Source organism: Exiguobacterium sp. s50 (assembly GCF_018618175.1).
In the GTDB taxonomy this organism is placed as follows: Bacteria; Bacillota; Bacilli; order Exiguobacteriales; family Exiguobacteriaceae; genus Exiguobacterium; species Exiguobacterium chiriqhucha.
In genome coordinates, this window is record NZ_JACSLP010000004.1 from 116,524 (window position 1) to 138,229 (window position 21,706).

Consider the following 21,706-nt stretch of genomic DNA (forward strand, 5'->3'; position numbering starts at 1 on the left):
ATAATATACGAACGTAAGTTCTTATCAGGAGGGGTTAAATTTGAAGTGGGACGAGTTGACAATTTATGAGAAAAGTTTATTGTTAGGAACTTTGCTAGGAGACGGTCATATCTGTATTCAAAAGAAAAAATATCCGAATGCAAATTTACGGTATGGAGAACACTTTTCTATCAAGCAGCTTGAGTACCGGGAATGGAAATTGCAACAGGCACCTCGTATTTTCTCGGGTATCATCAAGAATAACAATGGGACAAGCGCATCGCTCACTTCAAAATATGATGAATTATTCACTTGGCTCCGTGGCCAACTGTATATTGCCGGTAAAAAAAGCGTCCCGCTTCATCTGCTTTCAGAGTGTACCGACCCAGTCTTTTTATTAGTGCTCTATCTTGATGACGGCAGTCTTTGTTTAACAAGGTCGAGTCGCTCCAATAAAAATCAAATCATTTTGACCCCACACATCGCTTTATACCTCCAAGCTTTCCATCCATCTGAGTTGAACTATTTAAGCCAATTCATTCACGATACGTTTGGACACCAGTTTGTGTTAAGCCGACGAAACGATGGGCATAATTACATTCTACGAATACAGAAGACCCAAGAAGCCCTCAATTTCCTTGAGTTCACAAAATCGTATGCCACTGAAATCCCGTCGATGGCTTGGAAGTTGGATTGGGACTACCGCTTGTCACGAGAAAAAGACGAAAATCCTGATAAAGTAGTGCTTACCTCTAAACCTAAAAATGATTATACGGAGGAAGACATCGAGTATATTGTCACTTCAAAATTACGAGGACAGACAGATCAAGAAATCGCAGATGTGTTAGGCAGAACATATTGGTCTGTTGTGTACAAGTGGCAGGACATTAAGAAAAACAGATTAAGAGAAGTCGAGGCTGTGTATGTAAGTTAAAAAACTCCCGCGACTCTTGTCGAGTCGTGGGAGTTTTATAGCTTGTTATAGTGCCAATTAACGGAGCAATTGAAGAACAGCTTGCGGCTGTTGATTCGATTGCGACATCATAGCTTGAGCAGCTTGGTTAAGGATGTTGTTCTTCGTGAAGTTCATCATCTCTTTAGCCATGTCTACATCACGAACACGTGATTCAGCAGCTGTCAAGTTTTCAGAAGTAGTACCGAGGTTATTGATTGTATGCTCTAAACGGTTTTGTTTAGAACCTAGGTTAGCGCGCTCAGTAGATACAGTAGCAATCGCTTTGTCCAAGATATCAATTCGCGTGTTATACGTTTGTGTCGTGCTAGTAACGTTAATATCACTTACTTTCTGACCGGCAACTGCATTACCAAGAGAGTCAGCACGCATATTGCCGATTGAAAGGTTAATTGCTTCGTTAGCTGTGTTGTTAGCACCAATTTGGAATTTCAAAGCCGCAGATGCACCAGTAGTAATTGTACCTACATTAGCAGCTTGAGAGAAGTCAGTAACTGAACCTGTAGTCAATTTAACGCCTAGTGAATCAAAGTTTAATTCAGTACCAGTTGCTACTGCTGCTGCATTAGCAACAGAAATAGTTTGTGATACAGAACCGTTTGTCAAAGTGATATCGTTTAAAGTCCGAGACAAAGTGTATGTCGAACTAGGATCGGCATTACTTACATCAATTTTAGCTCCAGCTGCAGTAACTAAACCTGCGATTGCTGTACCACCAGACACTTGAACACCAGCACTACCATTGATGAGGCTCAAAGTGTTAAACTTCGTTTTTTCAGCTGTATCAGTGATTTCATTTGACAACTCACCGATTTCTTTTTGAATTGCATCACGGTCTGCTGTAGTGTTAGTTCCGTTGTCAGCTTGAACAACAAGTTCACGTACACGTTGAAGCATTGAATGCGTCTCGTTTAATGCACCCTCAGCTGTTTGAATCAAAGAAATGCCATCTTGTGCGTTACGCGACGCTTGATCCAAACCGCGAATCTGTCCACGCATTTTTTCAGAGATTGCAAGACCAGCTGCATCGTCACCAGCACGGTTGATGCGAAGACCTGAAGATAATTTCTCCATCGCTTTGCCTGTTTGTGTTGTATTGATTGACATGTTGCGGTGTGCGTTCATCGAGTTAAGGTTGTGGTTAATAATCATTGTAATTTCCCTCCATAGGTTTGAGTTTTTTCCGCTCTTCCAAATCCATTTGTCCGAGCATACAAGGCTTAGGCCGGCCCCTCACCTTGTATTAGTTGGAACGTTTTATCGTTACCATACTCTATATCGGAGTGTCGTTTCGATTGTTTAACATTCTTGGCAATTTTTATTGATTTTTTATCCATTCAATCACCCGCGTTTGACTTAATCGATGGTTTCCATCTTTTGTACGACTTATTCGATACACACGATAACCTGTTTGTTCTCTCTTGACATATAAACGTCCCGGTATGCGATGAGAAGATCCCCACCCATATTCCTTATAAGTTGTCGACTTTCCTTTAACGCTATTCGGTCTAAATGTCACATTCCCCGTATGCCATCCAAGCGAAAGTTCGTAGAGAGCCGCATCGACGCCAGTCTGCTCCTGCTCGGACAATTCCAAATAGTCTTTTTCGAATTCCTTCTCCACATATATGTTCGGGATACTTCCACCTACCCTACGCCCAATTTTCTTTTGAAGCCGCATTTCTTTTTGCAAGTGTTTTTTCTTATCCAAACTCCATTGTTCTATCACTTCATCGTATTGGCGATTGATTTTCTCTTTTTCAAGCTCGATTGCGGATCTTTTTTCTAATTCTTCACTCCATAACGAATATGCCGCTTCTTGCTCTTCTCTACTCGTTTGGAGTTGCTTTTGAAGGCATTCACTTTCTTGAATGGCAAATTGAATTTGCTTTTCATGAGAAGCGACGTCATGGAGCAATTTCTGTTTATCTGTTAGTAAGGCATCACGGACCACTTCCATTTGAGCAACCTTTTGATCAAGTTCTAATTTTTGATGTCGTACTTTTTGGAGTTCTTCTTCATATCGTTTATTTTGTTCACAGACCGATTGTTCTCGTGCTTCAATCTCTTCAATTCGCTTCTCTGCTTCTTGAATCTGTGCCTTGAAAAGTACTTTCGCATTAGCCTGAAGATTATCATCTGACAATTTTGATGTCATTTCTTTAATTTGATTTTCCAATTTGTTTTTTTCGATATGAAATTTTTGTAATTTCATTTTTTGTTTTTCTACATCTTCTTGAAGTTTTGTTTCTCTGGATTTTGACTCGTCCACTTTGAACAATAATTGTTGAACAGCAAGGTGACTCTTCATAACAACTTCTTCTTTTTCTTGAAGTTCGCGATGTAACGTTTCAATCCGATTCACTTTTTCTCGCAATGTCTGTTGAAAACGAGCCTGTTGATTCAGACGCTGAGAATCATCATGTTGATACAAACGAGTTATTAGTTCTTGAATGACAAGGTCATGTTTCTTCAGTTTGTCTTCCACTTCACGAGTTTGTTTTTGAAACGCAATGACTCGTTTTTCTTGAGCCACCCAATCTGCAAGCGCTTGACCTAACATGGAATCCATCCCGCGCATCCATTTCTCTATGTGGCTTGCCGTGCTTTCCGTCCACCGTTTTAATTGCTCCCCTAAATCATTCATATTTTTCGTACTCATCCTTTCGTTATGCATACTAGTTCAAGTAGACAAAGTAGGTTTGCTCTTTTACAAAACGAGAACTAAAAACCCTCTCAACTGTTGCCGAGAGGGTCATGGTAAATACTTTTCACGTGAGCTGGGGTGTCATCTCAACAAAAATGTCTTTAGCTGCGTTGGCAATCAATTTTGTCGTAGTCGCATCATACGTTCCGCCAATAACCCCTCCAACTAGTGGCACCATTTTTCCCATGTTAATGACGCCTTTTTGTCCGAACTTCGTCATCAGTCTAAACCCAACAGCCTTATTAATTTTTTTTATAACTTCAAAAGGTAACTTTTTAATCATATTTACTGCTAATTTTTGCCCAACTTGAACACCCGCTTGCTTCAAAATATCAGTGGCGGCTTTTCCCGTTAGTGAAGCATAAACAAATGTACGTACTTGGTCATCTTTTACATCATACCCTCGCATAATTGCAATTGAAGCAATCATTCGCATTTGAATAAACAGGACTGAACTGATGTTAGCAGGGACGGCTACCGGTAATGTAATCAAACCCCCTAGTCCCGTCAAAAATCCACTCGTCCCACATTTAGCGAGCTGCGTTGTGATTAGTTTATCAATCCCTTGGTCCACTCCATACTTCTTCGTATACTCTTCAGCCAATTCATATGCTGTATCCATCCCAGGTAAACCGGTCAATGCTTTTTCATAGCCCCAATCTAATACTTCGTTCACTTTATTAACAGTTAATTGATTTGCCATGTAATATTCCTCCTACAATTTCATAAAATCATTATAATTCAATTTTTAGGTCTTAAATAACTTTTTTTATAATTAATGGAAATAAAAAACGACCCATCGCTGGGCCGCTCCTCCTTACGCTTCTACCTTCACTTGCTCCGTCTCATTCTGCAAACTCTCCGCGACACGGACGAGCTCCGTCATCGCGCCGTTCACTTCACCGAGACTGGCCGCCTGTTGGCTCGCCGCCGACGTGACTTCCGTCGCGTAGCGTGACGCCTCTTCGACCATGCCGACAATTCCGGCCGAGTTCGTGACGACCGAGTCGATCTGTCCGCGTGACTCATCCAAGAGCGCATCGACCGAATGGACGTGGCTGTACACTTCGTTTGCCGAGTTGTGGATTGATGCGAACGCACCGCCCGCCTTCTCGACGAGACCGACGCCCGTCTCCACTTCCGCTTTCACGTTCGCCATCGAGGACGACGTATCGCCGACGAGACGTTTGACGTCGACAATCAAATCCGTGATCTCTTGCGTCGAGTTCGCCGTCTGTTCAGCGAGCTTCTTGACCTCGGCCGCGACAACCGCGAAGCCGCGCCCATGTTCGCCAGCCCGTGCCGCTTCAATCGACGCGTTCAAGGCGAGCAAGTTCGTCTGCGCCGAGATGTCGCTGATAACGTCCGTGATGCGCGAAATTTCGCCCGTCATCTCTGTCAACTTGCTGTTGAGCGTCGACGATTGCTCAACTTTGTCAGCAATCGCATGCATCGCATCGACCGACGACGAGGCGAGGCCTTTGCCGCTCTCCGCCTCTTGTTGCATCTCACTCGCTGATTCAAGCGCTGAGCCCATCTCGTTGCGGATCTTCTCCATCGTCCGAGCGACGGCACCGAGCAAATCCATCGAGCTGTACGTCGCGCTGACGTTATCCTCGAGCATCTTGTTCAAGGCGTCCATCGCTTGACGGATGTTCTCGCCGGCGATATTGCCTTCTTGGACCGCTGCCGCAATCTCTTGTGCCGAACCTGTGAGCTGGTCCGCCGTATAGCGCATGTTCGTCCCTTGTTCACGTAGGTGTCCGACCATGTTGTCCATCGAGAGGAGCAGACGCCCCATCTCCGAACGGTCTGTCGTCGTCTCGTCCGCGAACGCGACCGTCAAATCGCCGTTGCCGACCTCGACTGCCTTGTCCGACGCCAATTCGATCGCCTTGAGCGGGCGACGGGCAATCAAGTAGATGACGGCACCGCCAATCCCTGAAATAAGCAAGGCCACGGCCGTCCCGACGAGCATGACCTGACCTTTCGCCATCTCAAGCTCCGTGAGCAGTAAGAGCGTGATCCAGCCGACCGCTCCGCCCGTGATAAAGGATGTGACCAAAATCCAAGCGAGCAGTTGGGTCGTAAAGTTTTTGAATAGCTTCACTATGAGTTCCTCCTCTGTGTAATTCATCACCTACTATATCGTCCAAATCCCAGCTTTTGTATAGCGTTTTCAGTTGAAGTTTTGGTCAATGAAAAAACGCCCTCGTCACCGAGAGCGTCTTGATTAAAAACGGTCATCTTCACTTGTCTTACGTTCTTCGTTGTGCGTCGTCATAAGTGCATCGAGCGCGAGCGCAATCGCGGCTGCCCAGTGTAGCACCATGCCGATGAGCGGGATGACCCCGAGTACCGAAGCCGTAATGCCGACGATGGCCCCGACTGAAATTCGTTTCAGCCGCGACACCGATAAGACGAGCAAGACGATATGGAACACGAGCATGAACCCGAGCGGTGTGTAGCCCATACTGATGATGAACAGCCCACCGATTGCCGGGATGCCGAGGAACGCCTCGAACGCGGCACCGAGCCATTTCAAATTCCGAACCATTCGTCTCACCTCACAGTTCTAATAGATAGAACTCATAGCCGCCGTTTTCAGCGAACCCGGCTCGCTTGTAAATCTCGAGCGCGGCTTTGTTTTCTGTCTCGACGTCGAGCTCGAGCTTCGTCCGGCCCATACGGAACAGTTGCTGGACCATCTGCTTCAACATCTTCGTGCCGTAGCTCTTGCCTTGCTCGTCCGCCTTGACGCCGAACGCGTGGATGCTGCCGGCATCTTCGCCCGAAAGGAGCGCGCGGATGACCCCGACCGGACGACCGTCGACCTCACCGATGTACGTCACGCGGTCCGGCGTATCAATCTGTTGATAGATGTTCTCCGTCACGTCGACGGGGTCGCCGAACGCTTCAGAGAGCGTCTCGATGATGAGCGAACGGTCGGCGTCCGTCGCCTCGCGGAGCGACACTTCGTCCGGCTTCAAGAACAGCTCGGCTTTTTTAAGGACCAAGTTATATTCTGAGAACTGGTACGCCGCGCCAAGATGGTCGATGACCGCCTTGCCGTCCTTCGATTTGCGGTCGATGACGAACGTGAACGCTTCACAGCCATTCTGTTTCGCGTCCTGTTTCGCCGTTTCAAAGAGCGCCTTGAAGACGCCTTGTTTCCGATAGTCCGGATGCACGAGCGCGTTCACTTCATACTCGTTCGGGAGATACGGGAAAAGCACCATATACCCGACGAGCGTGTCGTCATCATAGACGGCGTAGTCGTTCTGACCGACCGCTACGTGTCCAAGTTTCACGTCAATCTTGTCATGTGCGTTGACAGCTTCCTCGAGCACCCCTACTTGTACTGCCTGTCTCACTTCTTCTACTGTCCAATTCATGAAATCACCTCACGTCATATTGTAGCATAATCGAAAAAGCCCGCCGTAGCGGGCGGACTCATAACGTCCGGAATTCGAGCTCCGGTAATGTCTCGAGCAGTTCGGCAATCTCGTCCGTGTGCGCCTCGGCACCCGGGACGGCCTCGGTCGGTTCGACCCAGAAGAACGTCTTGTCGCTCGCACCGAGGTAGTTGCCGTAGCCGACTTCCTGGGCGAACGCCTCTTCCGATAGTTCACGGTCAATCAAGTCCAAATGGAACAACAACTGGTCGTCACCGTCCTCGACGTTATAGTAGAGATCGAACGTGCCGTAGCTGTTCTTGTCGCCGACATCGACGACATCCTGCGCCTTCTCGATATAGACGTCCCCGCGCTCAATCGCCTCGACGATTTTCGATGGGAGAATAATCTCATAACCGAGCTCACGGTCACGGATCGTCTGCGTCGTGTCGTCAGTCCGCCCTCTGGACGAGACGACACCGATCGTTGCGACGAGGGCACCCGTCACGCCAAGCGCGACCGCCCATTTCATTGTTTTATTCATCTGAACCACTCCTTCTGTGAAGTCTGTCATGACTTGATTATCTCATATCTCATCGAGCGTACACTAAATATTCTGAAAAAATGTTTTAGGATGCGTTGACGCACGTCCGTCAATCCCATACGATGAAGATATCGTATTATAGAAAAGAGGAACTGATATGTCAAACGAACAACAATTGTCACGCGCACAGCTCGACGCGCTCTTAAAAAACGTCTTCGCCCTTCAAATCCCGGTCATCGAGAAGTTCATGACCGACTTGTTCAGAAAGTACGTCTCGACAGCGTCCACGTTCAAGCAGGACATGGACACGATGAAAGCGACGGACTGGCATAAGCAGTTCTTCGGTCAGAAAGTGATGCCGCACTTGTTCATCGAGAACCTCGGCTTCGGCGCGTCGTTCCGTCATCAGGAGCAAGACAAAGTCGTCAAAATTCCGGACAATATGACGGTCGTGAAACCGGACTCGGACGACCAGATTGAAGAGATTCTCCAAAACCTCGACAAGACGATGGCGTCGATGGACAACATCAAAAACAAAGGACTCGTCAAAAAGTTCTATAAAGAGACGCTCGAACTCATCTGCCAGCTCGGTAGCCGGACTGGGATGATGGACGAGTTTTATGAGCAAGTAAAAGGCAGCTTAACGAAAGCTTGACCACCTATCCACGTCCACGGACGTGGATTTTTTTAATGACCGTCCCGCGGCTCGAACACGGCCAAACGCTCGATATTGGCCAGAATCGGCTTTGCTTTCCCAATCAACGTCTGCGTCGTCTCGAGCGACAGCGACTGTTGATGCGCCTCCATACTTTCCCACACCTCATAGACGACGATCGACTCGTCATCGAGCGAGACGTTCACCCGGTACGCCGCGCACGTCGGCTCCTGTTCCATCGCCGTGGCCGCCTCGAGTAAAATCGCGAGCAGCGTCTCGCGCTCACCCGGGACGGCCGTCAATTTCCCAATCAATCCATAGGACATGTTCATCCCTCCTTCCCGTATCGATTCGCCGCAACGTGCGGCTTTTCCTCCACCTTGAATTGGCTTCGGCTATGCAGCACGACCCCAATCATGACGAGCGAGATGCCGACGAGCGACAGCCCGGACGGCAGATGCGCCTGAAGAAAAATCAACTCACCGATGAGCGCGAACAATACCTCGAGCGCCTGCGTCGCCTCGACGGTGGCCAGTTTCCCCATATCGTTTTTGACGAGGTCGGTCGCCTTGAAGAAGAGCACCGTCGCGACGACGCCCGATAACAGTGCGACGAGGAGCGTCTGCGTCAGTTGCGTGCTCGATGGTGCCCCCGTCGTCAGCCCGTAGCCGAACAACAGGAGCCAGACCGGGAGCGAGCCGATGCACATGCCGAGGATGCGCTCGAACACGTCGAGGTCGGTGTGGGCCATCATCTTCCGGTTGCCGAGCGGATAGGCGAACGCGGCGATCAACACCGGCACCACTCCGATCCACAAAAAGCGCGGCTCGAAATCGGCGAAGAACTCGACTTGCATCAAGACGACGCCGAACAGAATCAGTCCTGAGAAACGGAGCGCCGTCCACGGAATCTGTTCCCGCGTCCCGTCACTGCGGCGGAACAGCGGAGACAACAGCGCCCCGGCGATAATCGTCACTTGCCACGTGCCGGCGATGAGCCAAGGCGGGGCGACCTCGGCGGCGAGACAGATTGGGACGTAAAACAGACCGAAGCCGACCGTCCCCCAGACGAGCCACGGCCATGGCTCATCGACGATGGCGCGGCGCACCCGCGTCATGCCACCCCGGACGGCCACGACGAGCATGAGCAGTGGGATCATGAACAGGAAGCGGAGCGAGGCGCTATACGCCCAACTCCCTCCGCCGACCTGCATCGATTCATTCAAGACGAACGTGCTCGCGAAAAACAAGGCGGCGAGCACACCTAATAACAGCGGACGCATACGGTCTCTCCTTTCTGAATCCCAATTTGTTCCCTATCCGTCCCGCATTTCCCTGCCTCCACCAAAAAAAATCAAGCAGCGCCGGCTGCTTGATTCGTCTCAATGGATATCGCTTTTGCGGAAATTCCCGCCTTTGACCTCGGACACCTCGTATACGACGACGAACGCCTCGGGGTCGACTTGGTTGATGATTTCTTTCATCTTCCGCTCCTCGAGCCGGTTGATGACGCACGTGATCTCGTATTAGCACTCTTTTGAGTACGCGCCTTGAATCTGGTTGAGCGTGGCGCTCCGGCCGAGCCGGTCCCGTACCGTCTCGACCATGACGTCCGGTACGCTCGTAATGATTTTGAACGTCTTCGCACCGCTCAGTCCTTCCTCGACGATATGAATCACTTTCGAGGCGATGAAGTAGGCGATGGCCGACAGGACCGCTCCTTGCAGGCCGAACACCGTCGAGACGACGATGAAGACGAACACGTTCAAGAAGAGAATCAAGTCGCTCGTCCCGAACGGCAACTTCCTCGACAACAGGACGGCCAGCATGTCAATGCCGTCGAGCGCGCCCCCGTTCCGGAGCGACAGCCCCATCCCTAGCCCGAGAATGATTCCGCCAACGACCGTGACGAGGAGCGTGTCCCCATCGATGATCGTCGGGACGCGGTGCATGATGACCGTCCCGACCGAGAGCGAGGCGATGCCCGTGACCGATAGGATGGCGAAGCTCTTCCCAATCTGCTTATAGCCAAGATAGACGAACGGGATGTTCAGGATGCCAAGGAACACGCCGAGCGGGACACCCGTCAGTTGGGAGCCGACGATGCTGATGCCGGTGATGCCCCCGCCCGATACGCTGTTCGGGATCAACACCGATTCGAGGCCGTACGCCGCGATCATTCCGCCGATGATGTTCATGATGATTTGAAAGCCCATGAGCCAGGCTCGATTGTCACGTTTCATGAGTAACGTCCTCCTTTTGATTTCAACTTTCCTAGTCTAGCATAAAAAAATAGTAGAATAACATCTTCGGTGTCGATGAAAAACTTGTGTCAGATTCTCTGCCGCTTCTGCTTCATCCCGTGTGAGGTTTGCTATACTGAAAAGAAAAAGGAGTGACCCCCGATGCAGCGTCCACCGATGCCTTCCCCGTCTCCGGAGGAAGTGCTCCGTTTGAAACGTGTCCACAATCCGATCAAACCGACCGAACTCCTCGCCAAGGGGCTACTCCTGTTGATTGGGTCGTTCATCTTCGCCATCGGGCTTGAGGCGTTCCTCGTCCCGAACCAAATCATCGACGGCGGCATCGTCGGCGTCTCGATCATCACGTCGTATTTGACGGAAACGAAGCTCGCCATCTGGCTCGTCCTGTTCAACTTGCCGTTCATCTTCTTCGGCTATCGCCAAATCGGAAAGACGTTCGCCATCGTCACGTTGATCGCCATCATGCTCATGTCCGGCTTTACGATTTTGCTCCATACGATCGAGCCGTTCACGGACGACCTGCTATTGTCGACCGTGTTCGGCGGCTTCCTGCTCGGAGCCGGCATCGGCCTCGTCATCCGGGCCGGTGGGTCGCTCGACGGGACCGAGATTTTAGCCGTGTCGTTCACGGACCGGCTCCCGTTCTCCGTCGGCGAAATCGTCATGTTCTTCAACATCTTCATCCTCGGGACGGCCGGCTTCGTCTTCAGCTGGGACCGGGCGATGTACTCGCTCATCACGTACTTCGTCGCCTTCAAGACGATCGATATTGTGCTCGAGGGACTCGACCAGTCGAAGGCGGCGTGGATCATCACGACGGCGCCGGACGACATCGGTCAGGCCATCATGGACCGGCTCGGCCGGGGCGTGACGTACTTGCACGGTGAAGGGGCCTATACGGGCGACGGCAAGAAAGTCGTCTTCACCGTCATCAGTCGATTAGAAGAAACGAAATTGAAGGACATCCTCGACGACTATGACGAGAAGGCGTTCCTCGCCATCGGCAATATCCATGACGTCCGGGGCGGCCAGTTCAAAAAGAAAAATATCCACTAAAAAAATCGGCCCCCCGGGACCGATTTTTTGTTTATCCGATTTTTGCTTGATCGCGCCCGCTCGTCTTCGCCGCGTAAAGGGCGGCGTCGGCCCGTTCGAACACGACCGTGCCCGGCTCGGCCCCGGCGAGCGATGCTCCGAGCGAAACCGTCATCGGGATGTGCATCCCTTCGAACGAGAACGGGGTGTCGCGGATGACCGTGACGATGTCGTCCGCGATCACCCGGACGTCACCGGCATCCTCGAGCACCATCAGAAACTCTTCCCCGCCGTAGCGCCCGACGAAGCCGTCCGGCGGACAGTTCGCCTGTAACGTTTGACCGATGTGATGAAGCGCCGCGTCACCGGCCCGATGGCCATATGTATCGTTCAACTGCTTGAACCGGTCGACATCGATGACGAACAGCGCCCAAGGGAGACCCGACATCTCGACCTCGTTCAATCGTTCGAGCGTCATATAGCGGTTCGGGAGACCCGTCAGCTCGTCAATCGTCGCCCGCTGCGCGTGCAGCCGGAACATGCGTAGGTGCGTCTCAATCTGTTTCGCGACCCAGTAACACATCCAGCCACCGAGGAACGTCATGACGAAATACGGCAAGAACACGGTCGTGAACGCTTGGATCGGGACATTACCAGCAATTCGAAACAAGACGAGCACGGCCCCGAACACGAGATAGGCCGAATACAAGTGACCGCGTCGCATCACCAGTCGATTTAACACGAGCGACAACACGAAGAACAAGCCGAGCGTGCCGAACGAGCGGATGAATTGGTCGGTCATGCCGTCGAGACCGAAGCGACCGAGAAGAGTCAACCCCATCGTGACGGCGACTCCGACCGGTCCGGCATAGGCGCCTGAGAGCGCGAGCGGGATAATCCGGAGGTCGACTCTTGCCTCTCCGACTTGAAACGAGTTGACCGTCAACAGTACGGCCGCGAGCCCCATGGCGAGACCGAACCAGATGCGGACCGCATAAGGAGAACCTGCCTGAATCGGCAACAGCTGGCGCATGAGATACAGGGCCAGTGATAAAACGAGATAGATGATACTGACATTGATGAAAAAGATGTTGATGACTTGACCCAAGCCTTGTCCTCTCCCGCCATTTCTTTCCTCCTATCCTATCGTACAAAAGTGACGCATGTCACCCTATCCAAATTTTAGGACAGCTAAAAAGCCGGAAGCTCACGCTTCCGACTTGTTTTGCATCATCTGTTTCATCAAGTTGGCGCTGTCGCGGGCCGATTCGTTCTCGGCCTGCATCTGGACGTACACCTCATGGCGATGAATATCGATATGGCGCGGGGCATCGATGCCGAGCTTGACCTGGTCGCCTTCGATGGCGAGCACGGTGAGCGTCACATCGTCCCCGATATGGATGGCCTCGCCTTGTTTTCGTTTCAATACGAGCATCAGCGCACCTCTTCTTTCTGACCGCCGAGCGGGAACCGAGCCGGGTAGACGTCATCCAAGATGACCTGCTTCCCACGCCGCTCTTTCGTCTCGATGACGATCGGGGCCTTCAAGTTGAGCGTCGAGGCGTCGAACGGATCGCGGAGCGTCACGATGGCATACACCGAGACGTGTTCCGCCTCATCGATGCCGAGCTGCTCTTTCGCGCCGTCGGTCAACTCGAACGCATAGTCCGACTTGTGCCAGAACGGGTTCGTCACGACGAAGGCGCAGGCCGGATCCTCGAGCGACTGGAGCGACCAGAACGGGAGCTCGTCGCCGTACGGGATGAGGGTGAACGTCTTCGATTCCGGGAACCCGGGAATCTCGCTGACGAACGAGATCGTCTCGTCTTCATTTACTTCGATTTTGCCAAAATAGTCTGTCTCAATGAACATGGGTTGTCCTCACTTTCAACGCGTCTCATCATACATGCCACCGACCGGCCACATCTCGAGCGATGCCTGTTGACGGAGCGAGATGTCCGTCGTCCATGGCGTGAACGAGATGTCGGCCGGGGTGAGTGATACATCAATCTGTGCCGGCGTCAGGTTCCACTCGATTTTGACATCCGCCGGCGTATACGTCAACTTCACGCGGTCGAGCGACTTCGGCATGAAATCCATGTCGACAACCGGGTATGGGGCACTCGTCTTCTCGGCGGCCATCGCGGCAATCGGATTGCCGTTCTCGATGCGCATGAGCCGGTCCCCGTCGCGGGCCGTGGTCGACGTCGCTTCCCGGGCCGCCTGTTCCCCGAGCTGACCGAAGTGGCGGCCGAGCTCGAGTGCGGCTTTCAAGTTGCTTTCACTGCGCGCGACCGACGAGTCGATCTCGAGCGTGCCGCCTGTCGTCTGTTGGGTCATCTCGACCTTGCCTTGCGTCATCGACACATCGGCCCGCCCTTGCCGCATCTCGAGGTGGGGCCGGTTCGACGTGATTTGGATGGCGGCCTGCGTCTGCCGCATCTCAAGCCGGGCGATATTCATCGCTTACCGGAGGAAGTCGAGGAGCGTCGGTTGGATGATCCGCGCCCCGGCCGATAGTGCGGCCCGGTGCACCGTCTCGTGAGACTTAAGCTCCATGATGACTTTTTCGATGTCGATGTCCTCGTTATCGGACATGATTGTCTTGGCGATAATCTCATGTTCTTGCAGGCGGTTGTCGACGAGCTCTAGCCGATTGGCGCGCGCCCCGAGCTCGGCCCGTTCCGTGATCAAGTTTTGGGCGATGACGTCGAGGTCGGCGAGCTCATTCGAAAGCACTTCACCGGTCGTATTCGGATCGGCCAGTTTCGAGACGAGGTCGTGGAGTCCGGCGAACACGTCACTCCCGAATACCGTCTCCGGCTGCATGTTCACTTGAACAGTGATGCCTTTCGATACTTCGAAGGCGACTTTGCCGCTCGCGGCCGGTGCCCCGTCCGGATAGATGCTGTTGACGTCCCCGTTCGGGTCGGCGAGGAACGCCTTCAAGGCGTCCATGTCGACGAGCGGTTGGTCCGTCTTCGTGCCGTTATAGATATATTTCTCGCCCGACTTCGCGTTCGCGAGTGAGCCGATATGTTCGATCAACTGATTGACCTCACTTTGGATGATTTGACGTTGCGACGACTCGTACGTGTCGTTCGCCGCCTGCGTCGTCAGTTCGCGGATCCGTTTGACGGCTTCTGTCACTTCGTTCAACGTCGAGTCGGTCAAGTCCATCCAGCTCGTCGCTTCGCTGACGTTGCGGCGGAACTGGTCGACCTCACGCACCTCGGTCCGGTAGCGCATGCCTTGCATGGCGACGACCGGGTCCTCGGACGCCTTCTGAATCCGTTTCCCGCTGATGAGCTGTTCTTGCACTTGGGCGAGCTTGTTATAACTGCTCGATAAGTGTTTCAAGTTCGTCTGTGTGAGCATCGTCTGTGTGACTCGCATCAAGCATTACCTCCCTACGACACCCATGCCGTTGATGATTTTGTCGAGCATCTCATCGACGGCCGTGATGTTGCGGGCCGCCGCGTTATAGGCGTGTTGATATTGAATCATCATCGTCATCTCCTCGTCGAGCGACACGGCGCTCACCGCTTGGCGGCGCTGGTCCGAGCTCGCCATGAGCGCGAACGTGCTCTTGGCGAGGCGTCCGCTCTGGTCGGCGGCGACGGCCATGTTGCCGATGACGTTCTGATAGTATTTGCCGATCGACGTGTCCGTCTGGACCGACCCGTCGAAGCTGAGCGTGGCCGACTTCAAGTTCGCCAAGGCGAGGGCCCCGCTGCCGTCCCCGATATTGCCGTCTTGAGACGCGGCGATCAAGTCGAGGTTGTTCATGACGGCGTCGCTCACTTTGATTGTCGCAGCGCTCGCCGTTCCTTCAAAGAAGTTCGCCGTTCCGGCGTTGCCTTTGGCGTCCATGTTTGTGCTATGGGCGGTGTTGAACGCCGAAGCGAACTTGCCGGCCATCTCGTCCAAGTCTTTCAACATCGTCGCGTAGACGCCGTTCACGCTGCCTGATTCTGGCGTGTCCGTGCCGTACATCTCGACGAGCGCTTTCCATTTGCCGTTCGGCATCGTGGCGTGCGTGAGTGCCACGTCCGCTCCACTTGCATCGGTCATATCGAGACCGTCGAACGATCCGACCGTGCCGTTGATGCCGTCGACGAGTTTGTGGTCGACGCCATTGATCGAGACGACGATGTCGATGCGGCCCTCAGCGACTTTTTGTGAGTTACCGCGCGACTCCCCGTTCGTATAGTCGACCGGGACGCGTGTGAAGTCCATGTATTGGGCGAGCTCGTCCATATAGCGGTCACGTTCGTCATACAGTTCGTTCGGGAGCACGCCGAGCGGCTCCGCATCCCCGATTTGACGGTTGACCTGACTGATTTTTGTCATCAAGTCGTTCACTTTCTTGACGACGACGTCACCTTCTGAGGCGAGGTCGGCCTGCACTTTTTGGAGCGAGGACGACATGTAGTTGAACGTCTCAGCGAGCGTCATCGCCCGTTGGCGCACGACACTGCGCGCGCCGGCGTCATCCGGGTTGACCGACAAGTCTTGGAGCGAGGCCCAGAACAAGTCGAGCGATTTGGCGAGCCCTGTCTCGGAAGGCTCGTTGACGATATCCTCCATCCGACCGAACGCCGCCTCTTTCGTCGCGTAGTAGGCGTTCTTCACCGACTCGTCGCGGTATTGCTGGTCGATCATCAAATCGCGGATTCGGGCGAGCGTCTCGCCGCGGACACCAGTCCCGAACTGCCCGGCCTTCGTTCCCCCGAAGTTGACGCTGAGTTGTTCGGTCATGCCGAGTGACAAGCGTTGGCGCGAGTAACCCGGATTCGAGGCGTTGGCGACGTTATTCCCCGTCGCCTGGAGCGCCCATTGGTGCGTCGTTAAACTGCGTCGCGCCGTTTCTAATCCCATAAATGTTGAGCCCATCAAACTTCCTCCTTATACATCCCGGCTGAACGAGCGCGTCTCGAGCGCCTGTTGACCGTACGTGAAATCATCTGCCTCTGGCATGAGCATGTCCAAATGCCATTCGATATACCGGAGCGACTGTTCGAGCAGGACGGCGTTCAGTTCATTCTGCCGTTTCAGCTCGAGGACGACCGGTCGTAACGCTTCTTTCTCTTCATCGTCCAAAACGAGCGTTCCTTGAAGTCGTTCCGCTTCTTTTTGTTTGATTTGTCGGAGAATCGTCGCCTCTTCCTTGACGAGTGAGCTAAAAGCGGGCATGTCTCCGTTGACGAGCAGTCGTTCTTTGTCATAAGCCAGTTCGAGTAAACGTGTATGTAATGTGAGCATAAGTCTCTCCTTTGTCCAAAAAAAGAGCCGACTAAAGAAAGGGTGTCCCTTGTTTAGTCAGCTTCCGTGCCATCTTATTTATGCGAAGGTCTCCCTCGGACCCCGCTTTCATTCATCCTTGTAGAAAGCGTTTGGCGATGTCGCGCGCGTCCCGTGAATACGTCCCGGCGTTAATCTCCGCCTTCAAGGCGTTGATTTTTTCCAGACGCTCCGGGTGTTTCACCGGTTCTTCAAACCGGGCGCGGGCTTCGGCCGATATCGATAATTGGTCCGTTTGGCGTGTCAGCTCGGGCTTCGTCTCAGGTTGCGTTTTCTTCTCGTAAGTGTTCGGTAAGTGTACCCACTTTGCAGAATCGATGCGCATACGTGTCCCCCCTCTTCTCAGTTGTTAATCCAAACGATAAGCGCGAACGCTCTGTTTCGTGACGCTGGCTTGTAGCCCTTTCAGTTCTTGCTGCATGTCGGTCTGACAGTCCGCGCATACCTTTCCTTGGTTCGTCGGATTGCCGCAACGCACGCAGGCGATGTTCAGTGACGGATTGTCCTTGATGATCAGGCGTCCTTCATGGATGTATCGCGTGATATCAAGTTCGGAGACGCCTGTCGCTTCGACGAGGGCTCCGATCGTCGTCTGTTTGTTGGCGGGTTCGCGGATGAAGTCCCGGACTTTCAAGAAGTTTTGGAAATCGACTTCCGCGCAGGATGGGCAGTATGGCGAGCGGCTTTGTTTCATGAACAGCCGTCCGCACGTTTGACAAGTTGTTGCTTCCACAGTCATTCACCTCTGCCCTTTATATCGGACGCATTTTTAATTTGTTTAGCGTCCGGAACAGGCAAACGGCAGAAACTTGTTCCACCCCGGCCCAGCGCAAGGTGAGCGCCGCCTGATGGAGCGTCGTCCCCGTCGTATAGACGTCGTCGACGAGGACAATTTTGCCACAGCGTGGCAACTGCTGTACAGCGAACGGATTCGTACGGTGCCGCCTTTCTTCTTTCCCAAGTTCACGCTGACTCGAAACCTCGGATTTGACGAGCACCTGCTCCGTCGGTCCAATCATCCTTGCGAGCAGCTCCGCCTGATTGAAACGCCGTGTCCGCATCCGCTCCTCACTGAGCGGAATCGGCACGTAGACGACATCCGGTTCTCGCAGCTGCCTTAGTACCGGGCGCATCTGATTGGCCAGGACGACGTCACCGCCGAACTTGTAGCGGTGGAGCCAGTTCACACCCGCCTCGTCATATAGGTAGAGCGAGCGCACGGTCAAATCGAGACCGAGGGCAAGCCACCGGACGCAATCGTCGCATGTCGCCCCGTCCTCGGTCGGATGGCCGCAGCGCGGGCAGCCCGAGATGATCGGGGTCAATCTCCCCTCGCAGTCCGGGCAGACCCAGTCCCGTTTTAAGAGCGTCGCCGGGCTCCACGGAATAGCGAACGGTTTTCGGCAGACGAGACAGTTCATCGCCGGTTCGCCTCCTCGATCTCGCGGATGGCCCGGTCTTGCCGGAACGTGCGCTCGTGGTAGAAGAAGACGACATCCCCGGTCGGCGCGGTCGGTTTCCGACCGGCCCGCCCTGCCATCTGGACGAGGGCGCGGGACGAGAACAAGGCGTGGCTGCTGTCGAGGACGGCGACGTTGACCCCGGTCACGGTCATGCCCCGCTCCCAAATCGACGTCGCGAGCACGATCCCGTTCGTCGCCTCGAGCCATTCGAGTGTATCCGTCCGCTCATTGGTATCTGCCGAGACGGCCTGGTAGCCGAACCCGTTCGCCGCGAGCAGTTCCCCATAACGGACGAGGTCCGGCTTCGTCGGGACGAACAGCAAACGTGGGGACCCCTCGTATTGCCCGCTGAAGTCGAGGATGGCTTGCCCCGTCTCACGGACGAGTCGCGGCACCGGCAAGTCGTGGCCGTGATAGCGACGCGATAGCTGCACGGTCGGAAACTGGCGCTGCCAGACGGTCGGCGTCGCCGTCACGAACAAGAATAGGCCTTTCCCGGCTCGGCGGAGCGTCCACCAAAGTGCCAAATCGAAGGCGAACGGGAAGGCATCAGACTCATCGACGAGGACGTAATCGAAGACATGTCGTAAGTTCACGAGCAGCGGCGCCGTCGCGACAGTGATCATCCCAATCGTGTCCTTGTCCCCGCCCCCGTAGCGCCGGGTGACCGGGACGGAGAAGGCGGCCTCGAGCCGGTCGACCCATTCGATGGCGACGTCACGGCGCGGCGAGACGATGAGGACACGCTTCCCTTCATTGACGACGCGCGCGATGACCGGGAATGTCATCTCCGTCTTCCCGGCTCCGCAGACGGCATGGACGAGCCCGCTCGTCCGAGATTCCCACCAGGTGAGCAACTGCCGGCTGATGTGTTGCTGGTCGGTCGACAGCTCGAACGGCATGACGAGTTCCGTCGGTTCGACCGGTGTCGTGATGTCTTCTTCCCCGAGACGGTCGCACTGACAGACACGGCCGAGATGGAGGCAATTCCGGCAATAGCGGCACGCACCGTGGTGGCACGTGAACGAGCGGGTGTCCGCGCTCAGACAGCGTTGACAGATGCCGAAGCGGATGGCGGGCGTGCCGGTCGGAGCGATGATGAGTTGTCCCAATACAATCAGTCCTTTTTGAATGAGGATATCATATGAGAAGCCGTCGGACATGAGGCGTTGTCAGCATGTAGCGGCACCATTCCCGTACGGAACCTGAGCCATTTGCGACTTACGACCGAGGCGAACGGTGCAACATCTCTTTTATACTAAGCGTAGTCCAATAATTGGAAAGCAGGTGTCCGATGCACAAACGACCGCTTCATAACGTCTTGACCGTACTCGGAATGATGGCCGTGTTCTGTCTCGGTTGGTGGGTGTGGTATGTGCTGAACGGCAGTGAGGCGGCCGAACAACGAGCCGTCCGAGCAGCCGAAACGTATGTCGACACGACGTATCCCGAGATGGAACTCGTCGTGACCGACGTGACGTACTTATCCCTGTACGATGCGAAGTATTACGTCTTGTTCGCGTCCCCGTCCCATGTCGAAGCTGAGTTGTGGGTTCGCGTCACTCGAGCCGGAGACGTCGTGGACGACAATATCGGGGATGTCGCGAACGTCTCACGGTCATTGGACAGACGCGACGCCTTCGACTAACACCTATAATCAAAAAACTCGCCAGACGATTTTTCGTCTGGCGAGTTTTTCTCGTTATGCGTTCCGCTTGTAGAACATGATCGCCTCATACGCCCGGAGCGACAACGTCGTCCCGTCGAGCTGCGGCACGTCATAGTTGTGGCTGACGACCTCGGCCTGCGAGAAACCTGCCGGGATCTCATACGTCGTCTCAGGGCCGTAGAAGTTGGCGACGACGAGCACTTCCTCGTCTTCCGTCTTCCGCGTGTACGCCCAGACGTCGAGCGCGTCCGGTGTGAGGAGCGTATAGTCCCCGTCCGTCAACACGTCGAACTCTTTGCGGAGCGAGATCAAGTTCTTGTAGTGGTAGAACACCGAGTTCGGGTCGTCGAGCGCCGTCTCGACGTTGACATCGGTATAGTTCGGCGCCACGTTGATCCACGGCGTCCCGCTCGTGAAGCCGGCGTGCGGCGTCGCGTCCCACTGCATCGGCGTCCGCGAGTTGTCGCGCGACTTCTGTTTGATGGCGGCCATCATGTCCTCGTGCGACACGCCCTGTTCGCGTTTCAAGTTATAGGCGTTGAGCGTCTCGATGTCACGATACTCGTCGAGCGAGTCGAAGCCTGGGTTCGTCATGCCGATCTCCTCGCCTTGATAGATGTACGGTGTCCCTTGGAGGCCATGGAGCACGGTCGCGAGCATCTTCGCGCTCTCGACGCGATGGTCGGTGTCGTTGCCGAACCGGCTGACGACGCGCGGCTGGTCATGGTTGCACCAGAAGATGGCGTTCCAGCCCTTGCCGTGCATCCCTTCCTGCCACGTCGACATGATGTCTTTCAGTTGGATGAAGTCGAACGGGGCGGCGACGAACTTCTCGCCGTTCGGATAGTCGACTTTCAAGTGATGGAAGCTGAACGTCATGCTGAGCTCGCGCTCGTCCGGGCTCGAGTAGCGGACGCAGTGGTCGAGCGTCGTCGATGACATCTCGCCGACCGTGATGACGTCGTGGCCGTCGAACACCTCGCGGTTCATCTCTTTCAAATATTCATGGATACGCGGCCCGTCCGTATAGAATTTGCGGCCGTCCGAGTCGTCTTGCGGAAAGTCCTGCTGCTTCGAGATCAAGTTGATGACGTCGAGGCGGAACCCTTTGATGCCTTTGTCGCGCCAGAAGCGCATCATCTCATAGACGTCCTCGCGCATCTGCTCGTTCTCCCAGTTCAAGTCGGCCTGGGTCACGTCGAACAAGTGAAGGTAGTACTGACCGCTCGCCTCGTCATATTTCCAGGCGTTGCCGCCGAACTTCGACTCCCAGTTCGTCGGTTCGTCGCGCCAGATGTAGTAGTCGCGATAACGCTCATCCCCGGCGAGCGACTTCTGGAACCATTCATGCTCGGTCGAGGAGTGGTTGACGACGATGTCCATCATGAGCCCGATGCCGCGCGCTTCGGCCTCGCGGACGAGCTCGTCGAGGTCGTCCATCGTCCCGTAGGATGGATCGATCGCATAGTAGTCGCTGACGTCATAGCCGTTGTCGTTTTGCGGCGACTTGTACACCGGGGTCATCCAAATGTATTCGATGCCGAGCTCGGCCAAGTAATCGAGCTTCGCCGTCACCCCTTTGATGGAGCCGGTGGCATTGCCTTCCGGGCTATAGAAGCTTTTCGGATAGATTTGATAGACGACGGATTTACGCCAGTTTGGTTGTGTCATAGATGTAGTCTCCTTTTGTAAGAGTTTTCATTTCGATAGGAAAAGGGG

Annotated in this window: 25 protein-coding genes and 1 pseudogene; 4 read left to right on the forward strand and 22 right to left on the reverse strand. The window is 54.0% G+C overall.

All coding sequences use genetic code 11. The features are described from left to right. Positions 1 to 40: 40 nt before the first annotated feature. Positions 41 to 913, forward strand: a complete 873-nt coding sequence (locus KNP68_RS07135) for an endonuclease (RefSeq protein WP_214799169.1) — start codon at positions 41 to 43, stop codon at positions 911 to 913. Between the two features lie 57 nt (positions 914 to 970). Here KNP68_RS07135 and KNP68_RS07140 read toward each other — a convergent pair whose 3' ends face one another. The 7 genes from KNP68_RS07140 to KNP68_RS07170 form a co-directional block, all read right to left on the reverse strand. Beyond that, positions 971 to 2,104: a flagellin N-terminal helical domain-containing protein gene (locus KNP68_RS07140; protein WP_214799171.1), complete on the reverse strand. Its 1,134-nt coding sequence runs from the start codon at positions 2,102 to 2,104 to the stop codon at positions 971 to 973. A gap of 166 nt (positions 2,105 to 2,270) precedes the next feature. After that, positions 2,271 to 3,599 carry a coiled-coil domain-containing protein gene (locus KNP68_RS07145; protein WP_214799173.1) on the reverse strand — a complete coding sequence of 443 codons (1,329 nt, stop codon included), beginning with the start codon at positions 3,597 to 3,599 and terminating at the stop codon, positions 2,271 to 2,273. Between the two features lie 124 nt (positions 3,600 to 3,723). After that, complete coding sequence (locus tag KNP68_RS07150; RefSeq protein WP_214799174.1) at positions 3,724 to 4,362, reverse strand: EcsC family protein; 639 nt, start codon at positions 4,360 to 4,362, stop codon at positions 3,724 to 3,726. A 114-nt stretch (positions 4,363 to 4,476) separates the two neighbouring features. Further along, the gene (locus KNP68_RS07155) at positions 4,477 to 5,769 is read right to left on the reverse strand and encodes a methyl-accepting chemotaxis protein (protein ID WP_214799176.1); all 1,293 of its coding nucleotides are present in this window, start codon (positions 5,767 to 5,769) and stop codon (positions 4,477 to 4,479) included. 123 nt (positions 5,770 to 5,892) lie between these two features. After that, positions 5,893 to 6,216 (reverse strand): hypothetical protein, encoded by a 324-nt coding sequence (locus KNP68_RS07160; protein WP_021066571.1) that lies wholly within the window; start codon positions 6,214 to 6,216, stop codon positions 5,893 to 5,895. 10 nt (positions 6,217 to 6,226) lie between these two features. Further along, positions 6,227 to 7,054 (reverse strand): GNAT family N-acetyltransferase, encoded by an 828-nt coding sequence (locus KNP68_RS07165; protein ID WP_214799178.1) that lies wholly within the window; start codon positions 7,052 to 7,054, stop codon positions 6,227 to 6,229. A 58-nt stretch (positions 7,055 to 7,112) separates the two neighbouring features. Next, entirely contained in the window at positions 7,113 to 7,598 is a 486-nt protein-coding gene (locus KNP68_RS07170) for a hypothetical protein (protein WP_214799180.1), read from the reverse strand. Positions 7,599 to 7,755: 157 nt separating this feature from the next. Between KNP68_RS07170 and KNP68_RS07175 the strand changes: the two genes are divergently transcribed. Then, positions 7,756 to 8,253, forward strand: coding sequence for a hypothetical protein (locus KNP68_RS07175; protein ID WP_214707193.1), 498 nt, complete (start codon positions 7,756 to 7,758; stop codon positions 8,251 to 8,253). Between the two features lie 32 nt (positions 8,254 to 8,285). Here KNP68_RS07175 and KNP68_RS07180 read toward each other — a convergent pair whose 3' ends face one another. From KNP68_RS07180 to KNP68_RS07190, 3 genes and pseudogenes are all read right to left on the reverse strand, one after another. Then, positions 8,286 to 8,579, reverse strand: a complete 294-nt coding sequence (locus tag KNP68_RS07180) for a putative quinol monooxygenase (protein ID WP_214799182.1) — start codon at positions 8,577 to 8,579, stop codon at positions 8,286 to 8,288. Positions 8,580 to 8,581: 2 nt separating this feature from the next. Continuing rightward, complete coding sequence (locus KNP68_RS07185; RefSeq protein WP_214799184.1) at positions 8,582 to 9,535, reverse strand: DMT family transporter; 954 nt, start codon at positions 9,533 to 9,535, stop codon at positions 8,582 to 8,584. A gap of 99 nt (positions 9,536 to 9,634) precedes the next feature. Beyond that, positions 9,635 to 10,450: pseudogene (locus KNP68_RS07190) on the reverse strand (YitT family protein). 207 nt (positions 10,451 to 10,657) lie between these two features. Between KNP68_RS07190 and KNP68_RS07195 the strand changes: the two are divergent. After that, entirely contained in the window at positions 10,658 to 11,572 is a 915-nt protein-coding gene (locus tag KNP68_RS07195) for a YitT family protein (protein WP_021066564.1), read from the forward strand. Between the two features lie 31 nt (positions 11,573 to 11,603). Here the strand turns inward: KNP68_RS07195 and KNP68_RS07200 are convergent, their stop codons facing one another. From KNP68_RS07200 to KNP68_RS07250, 11 genes are all read right to left on the reverse strand, one after another. Then, entirely contained in the window at positions 11,604 to 12,659 is a 1,056-nt protein-coding gene (locus tag KNP68_RS07200) for a GGDEF domain-containing protein (RefSeq protein ID WP_251131476.1), read from the reverse strand. A 99-nt stretch (positions 12,660 to 12,758) separates the two neighbouring features. After that, positions 12,759 to 12,986 carry a carbon storage regulator CsrA gene (gene csrA, locus KNP68_RS07205; protein ID WP_021066562.1) on the reverse strand — a complete coding sequence of 76 codons (228 nt, stop codon included), beginning with the start codon at positions 12,984 to 12,986 and terminating at the stop codon, positions 12,759 to 12,761. After that, positions 12,986 to 13,423: a flagellar assembly protein FliW gene (gene fliW, locus KNP68_RS07210; RefSeq protein ID WP_214756328.1), complete on the reverse strand. Its 438-nt coding sequence runs from the start codon at positions 13,421 to 13,423 to the stop codon at positions 12,986 to 12,988. Before fliW ends, csrA begins: the two co-directional genes overlap by 1 nt. Positions 13,424 to 13,438: 15 nt before the next feature. After that, positions 13,439 to 14,014 (reverse strand): DUF6470 family protein, encoded by a 576-nt coding sequence (locus KNP68_RS07215; protein WP_214756327.1) that lies wholly within the window; start codon positions 14,012 to 14,014, stop codon positions 13,439 to 13,441. Between the two features lie 3 nt (positions 14,015 to 14,017). Continuing rightward, positions 14,018 to 14,947, reverse strand: a complete 930-nt coding sequence (gene flgL / locus KNP68_RS07220) for a flagellar hook-associated protein FlgL (RefSeq protein WP_214799186.1) — start codon at positions 14,945 to 14,947, stop codon at positions 14,018 to 14,020. A 6-nt stretch (positions 14,948 to 14,953) separates the two neighbouring features. Continuing rightward, positions 14,954 to 16,447: a flagellar hook-associated protein FlgK gene (flgK, locus tag KNP68_RS07225; RefSeq protein ID WP_214799188.1), complete on the reverse strand. Its 1,494-nt coding sequence runs from the start codon at positions 16,445 to 16,447 to the stop codon at positions 14,954 to 14,956. Between the two features lie 12 nt (positions 16,448 to 16,459). Continuing rightward, positions 16,460 to 16,816, reverse strand: coding sequence for a flagellar export chaperone FlgN (gene flgN / locus KNP68_RS07230; protein ID WP_214799190.1), 357 nt, complete (start codon positions 16,814 to 16,816; stop codon positions 16,460 to 16,462). A gap of 112 nt (positions 16,817 to 16,928) precedes the next feature. Continuing rightward, positions 16,929 to 17,180 carry a flagellar biosynthesis anti-sigma factor FlgM gene (locus KNP68_RS07235; protein WP_021066556.1) on the reverse strand — a complete coding sequence of 84 codons (252 nt, stop codon included), beginning with the start codon at positions 17,178 to 17,180 and terminating at the stop codon, positions 16,929 to 16,931. Positions 17,181 to 17,204: 24 nt separating this feature from the next. After that, the gene (locus KNP68_RS07240; protein WP_029595002.1) at positions 17,205 to 17,588 is read right to left on the reverse strand and encodes a flagellar protein; all 384 of its coding nucleotides are present in this window, start codon (positions 17,586 to 17,588) and stop codon (positions 17,205 to 17,207) included. A gap of 19 nt (positions 17,589 to 17,607) precedes the next feature. Then, positions 17,608 to 18,276, reverse strand: coding sequence for a ComFC family protein (locus tag KNP68_RS07245; protein WP_214799192.1), 669 nt, complete (start codon positions 18,274 to 18,276; stop codon positions 17,608 to 17,610). Next, a complete protein-coding gene (locus KNP68_RS07250) occupies positions 18,273 to 19,430 on the reverse strand; it encodes a helicase-related protein (protein WP_214799193.1) in 1,158 nt (385 codons plus the stop codon). The genes KNP68_RS07245 and KNP68_RS07250 overlap by 4 nt, the downstream gene beginning before the upstream one ends. 182 nt (positions 19,431 to 19,612) lie before the next feature. Between KNP68_RS07250 and KNP68_RS07255 the strand changes: the two genes are divergently transcribed. Further along, a complete protein-coding gene (locus KNP68_RS07255; protein WP_131472897.1) occupies positions 19,613 to 19,966 on the forward strand; it encodes a hypothetical protein in 354 nt (117 codons plus the stop codon). Between the two features lie 54 nt (positions 19,967 to 20,020). Here KNP68_RS07255 and treC read toward each other — a convergent pair whose 3' ends face one another. Beyond that, positions 20,021 to 21,658 carry an alpha,alpha-phosphotrehalase gene (gene treC / locus KNP68_RS07260; protein ID WP_214756318.1) on the reverse strand — a complete coding sequence of 546 codons (1,638 nt, stop codon included), beginning with the start codon at positions 21,656 to 21,658 and terminating at the stop codon, positions 20,021 to 20,023. Between the last annotated feature and the right edge of the window lie 48 nt (positions 21,659 to 21,706).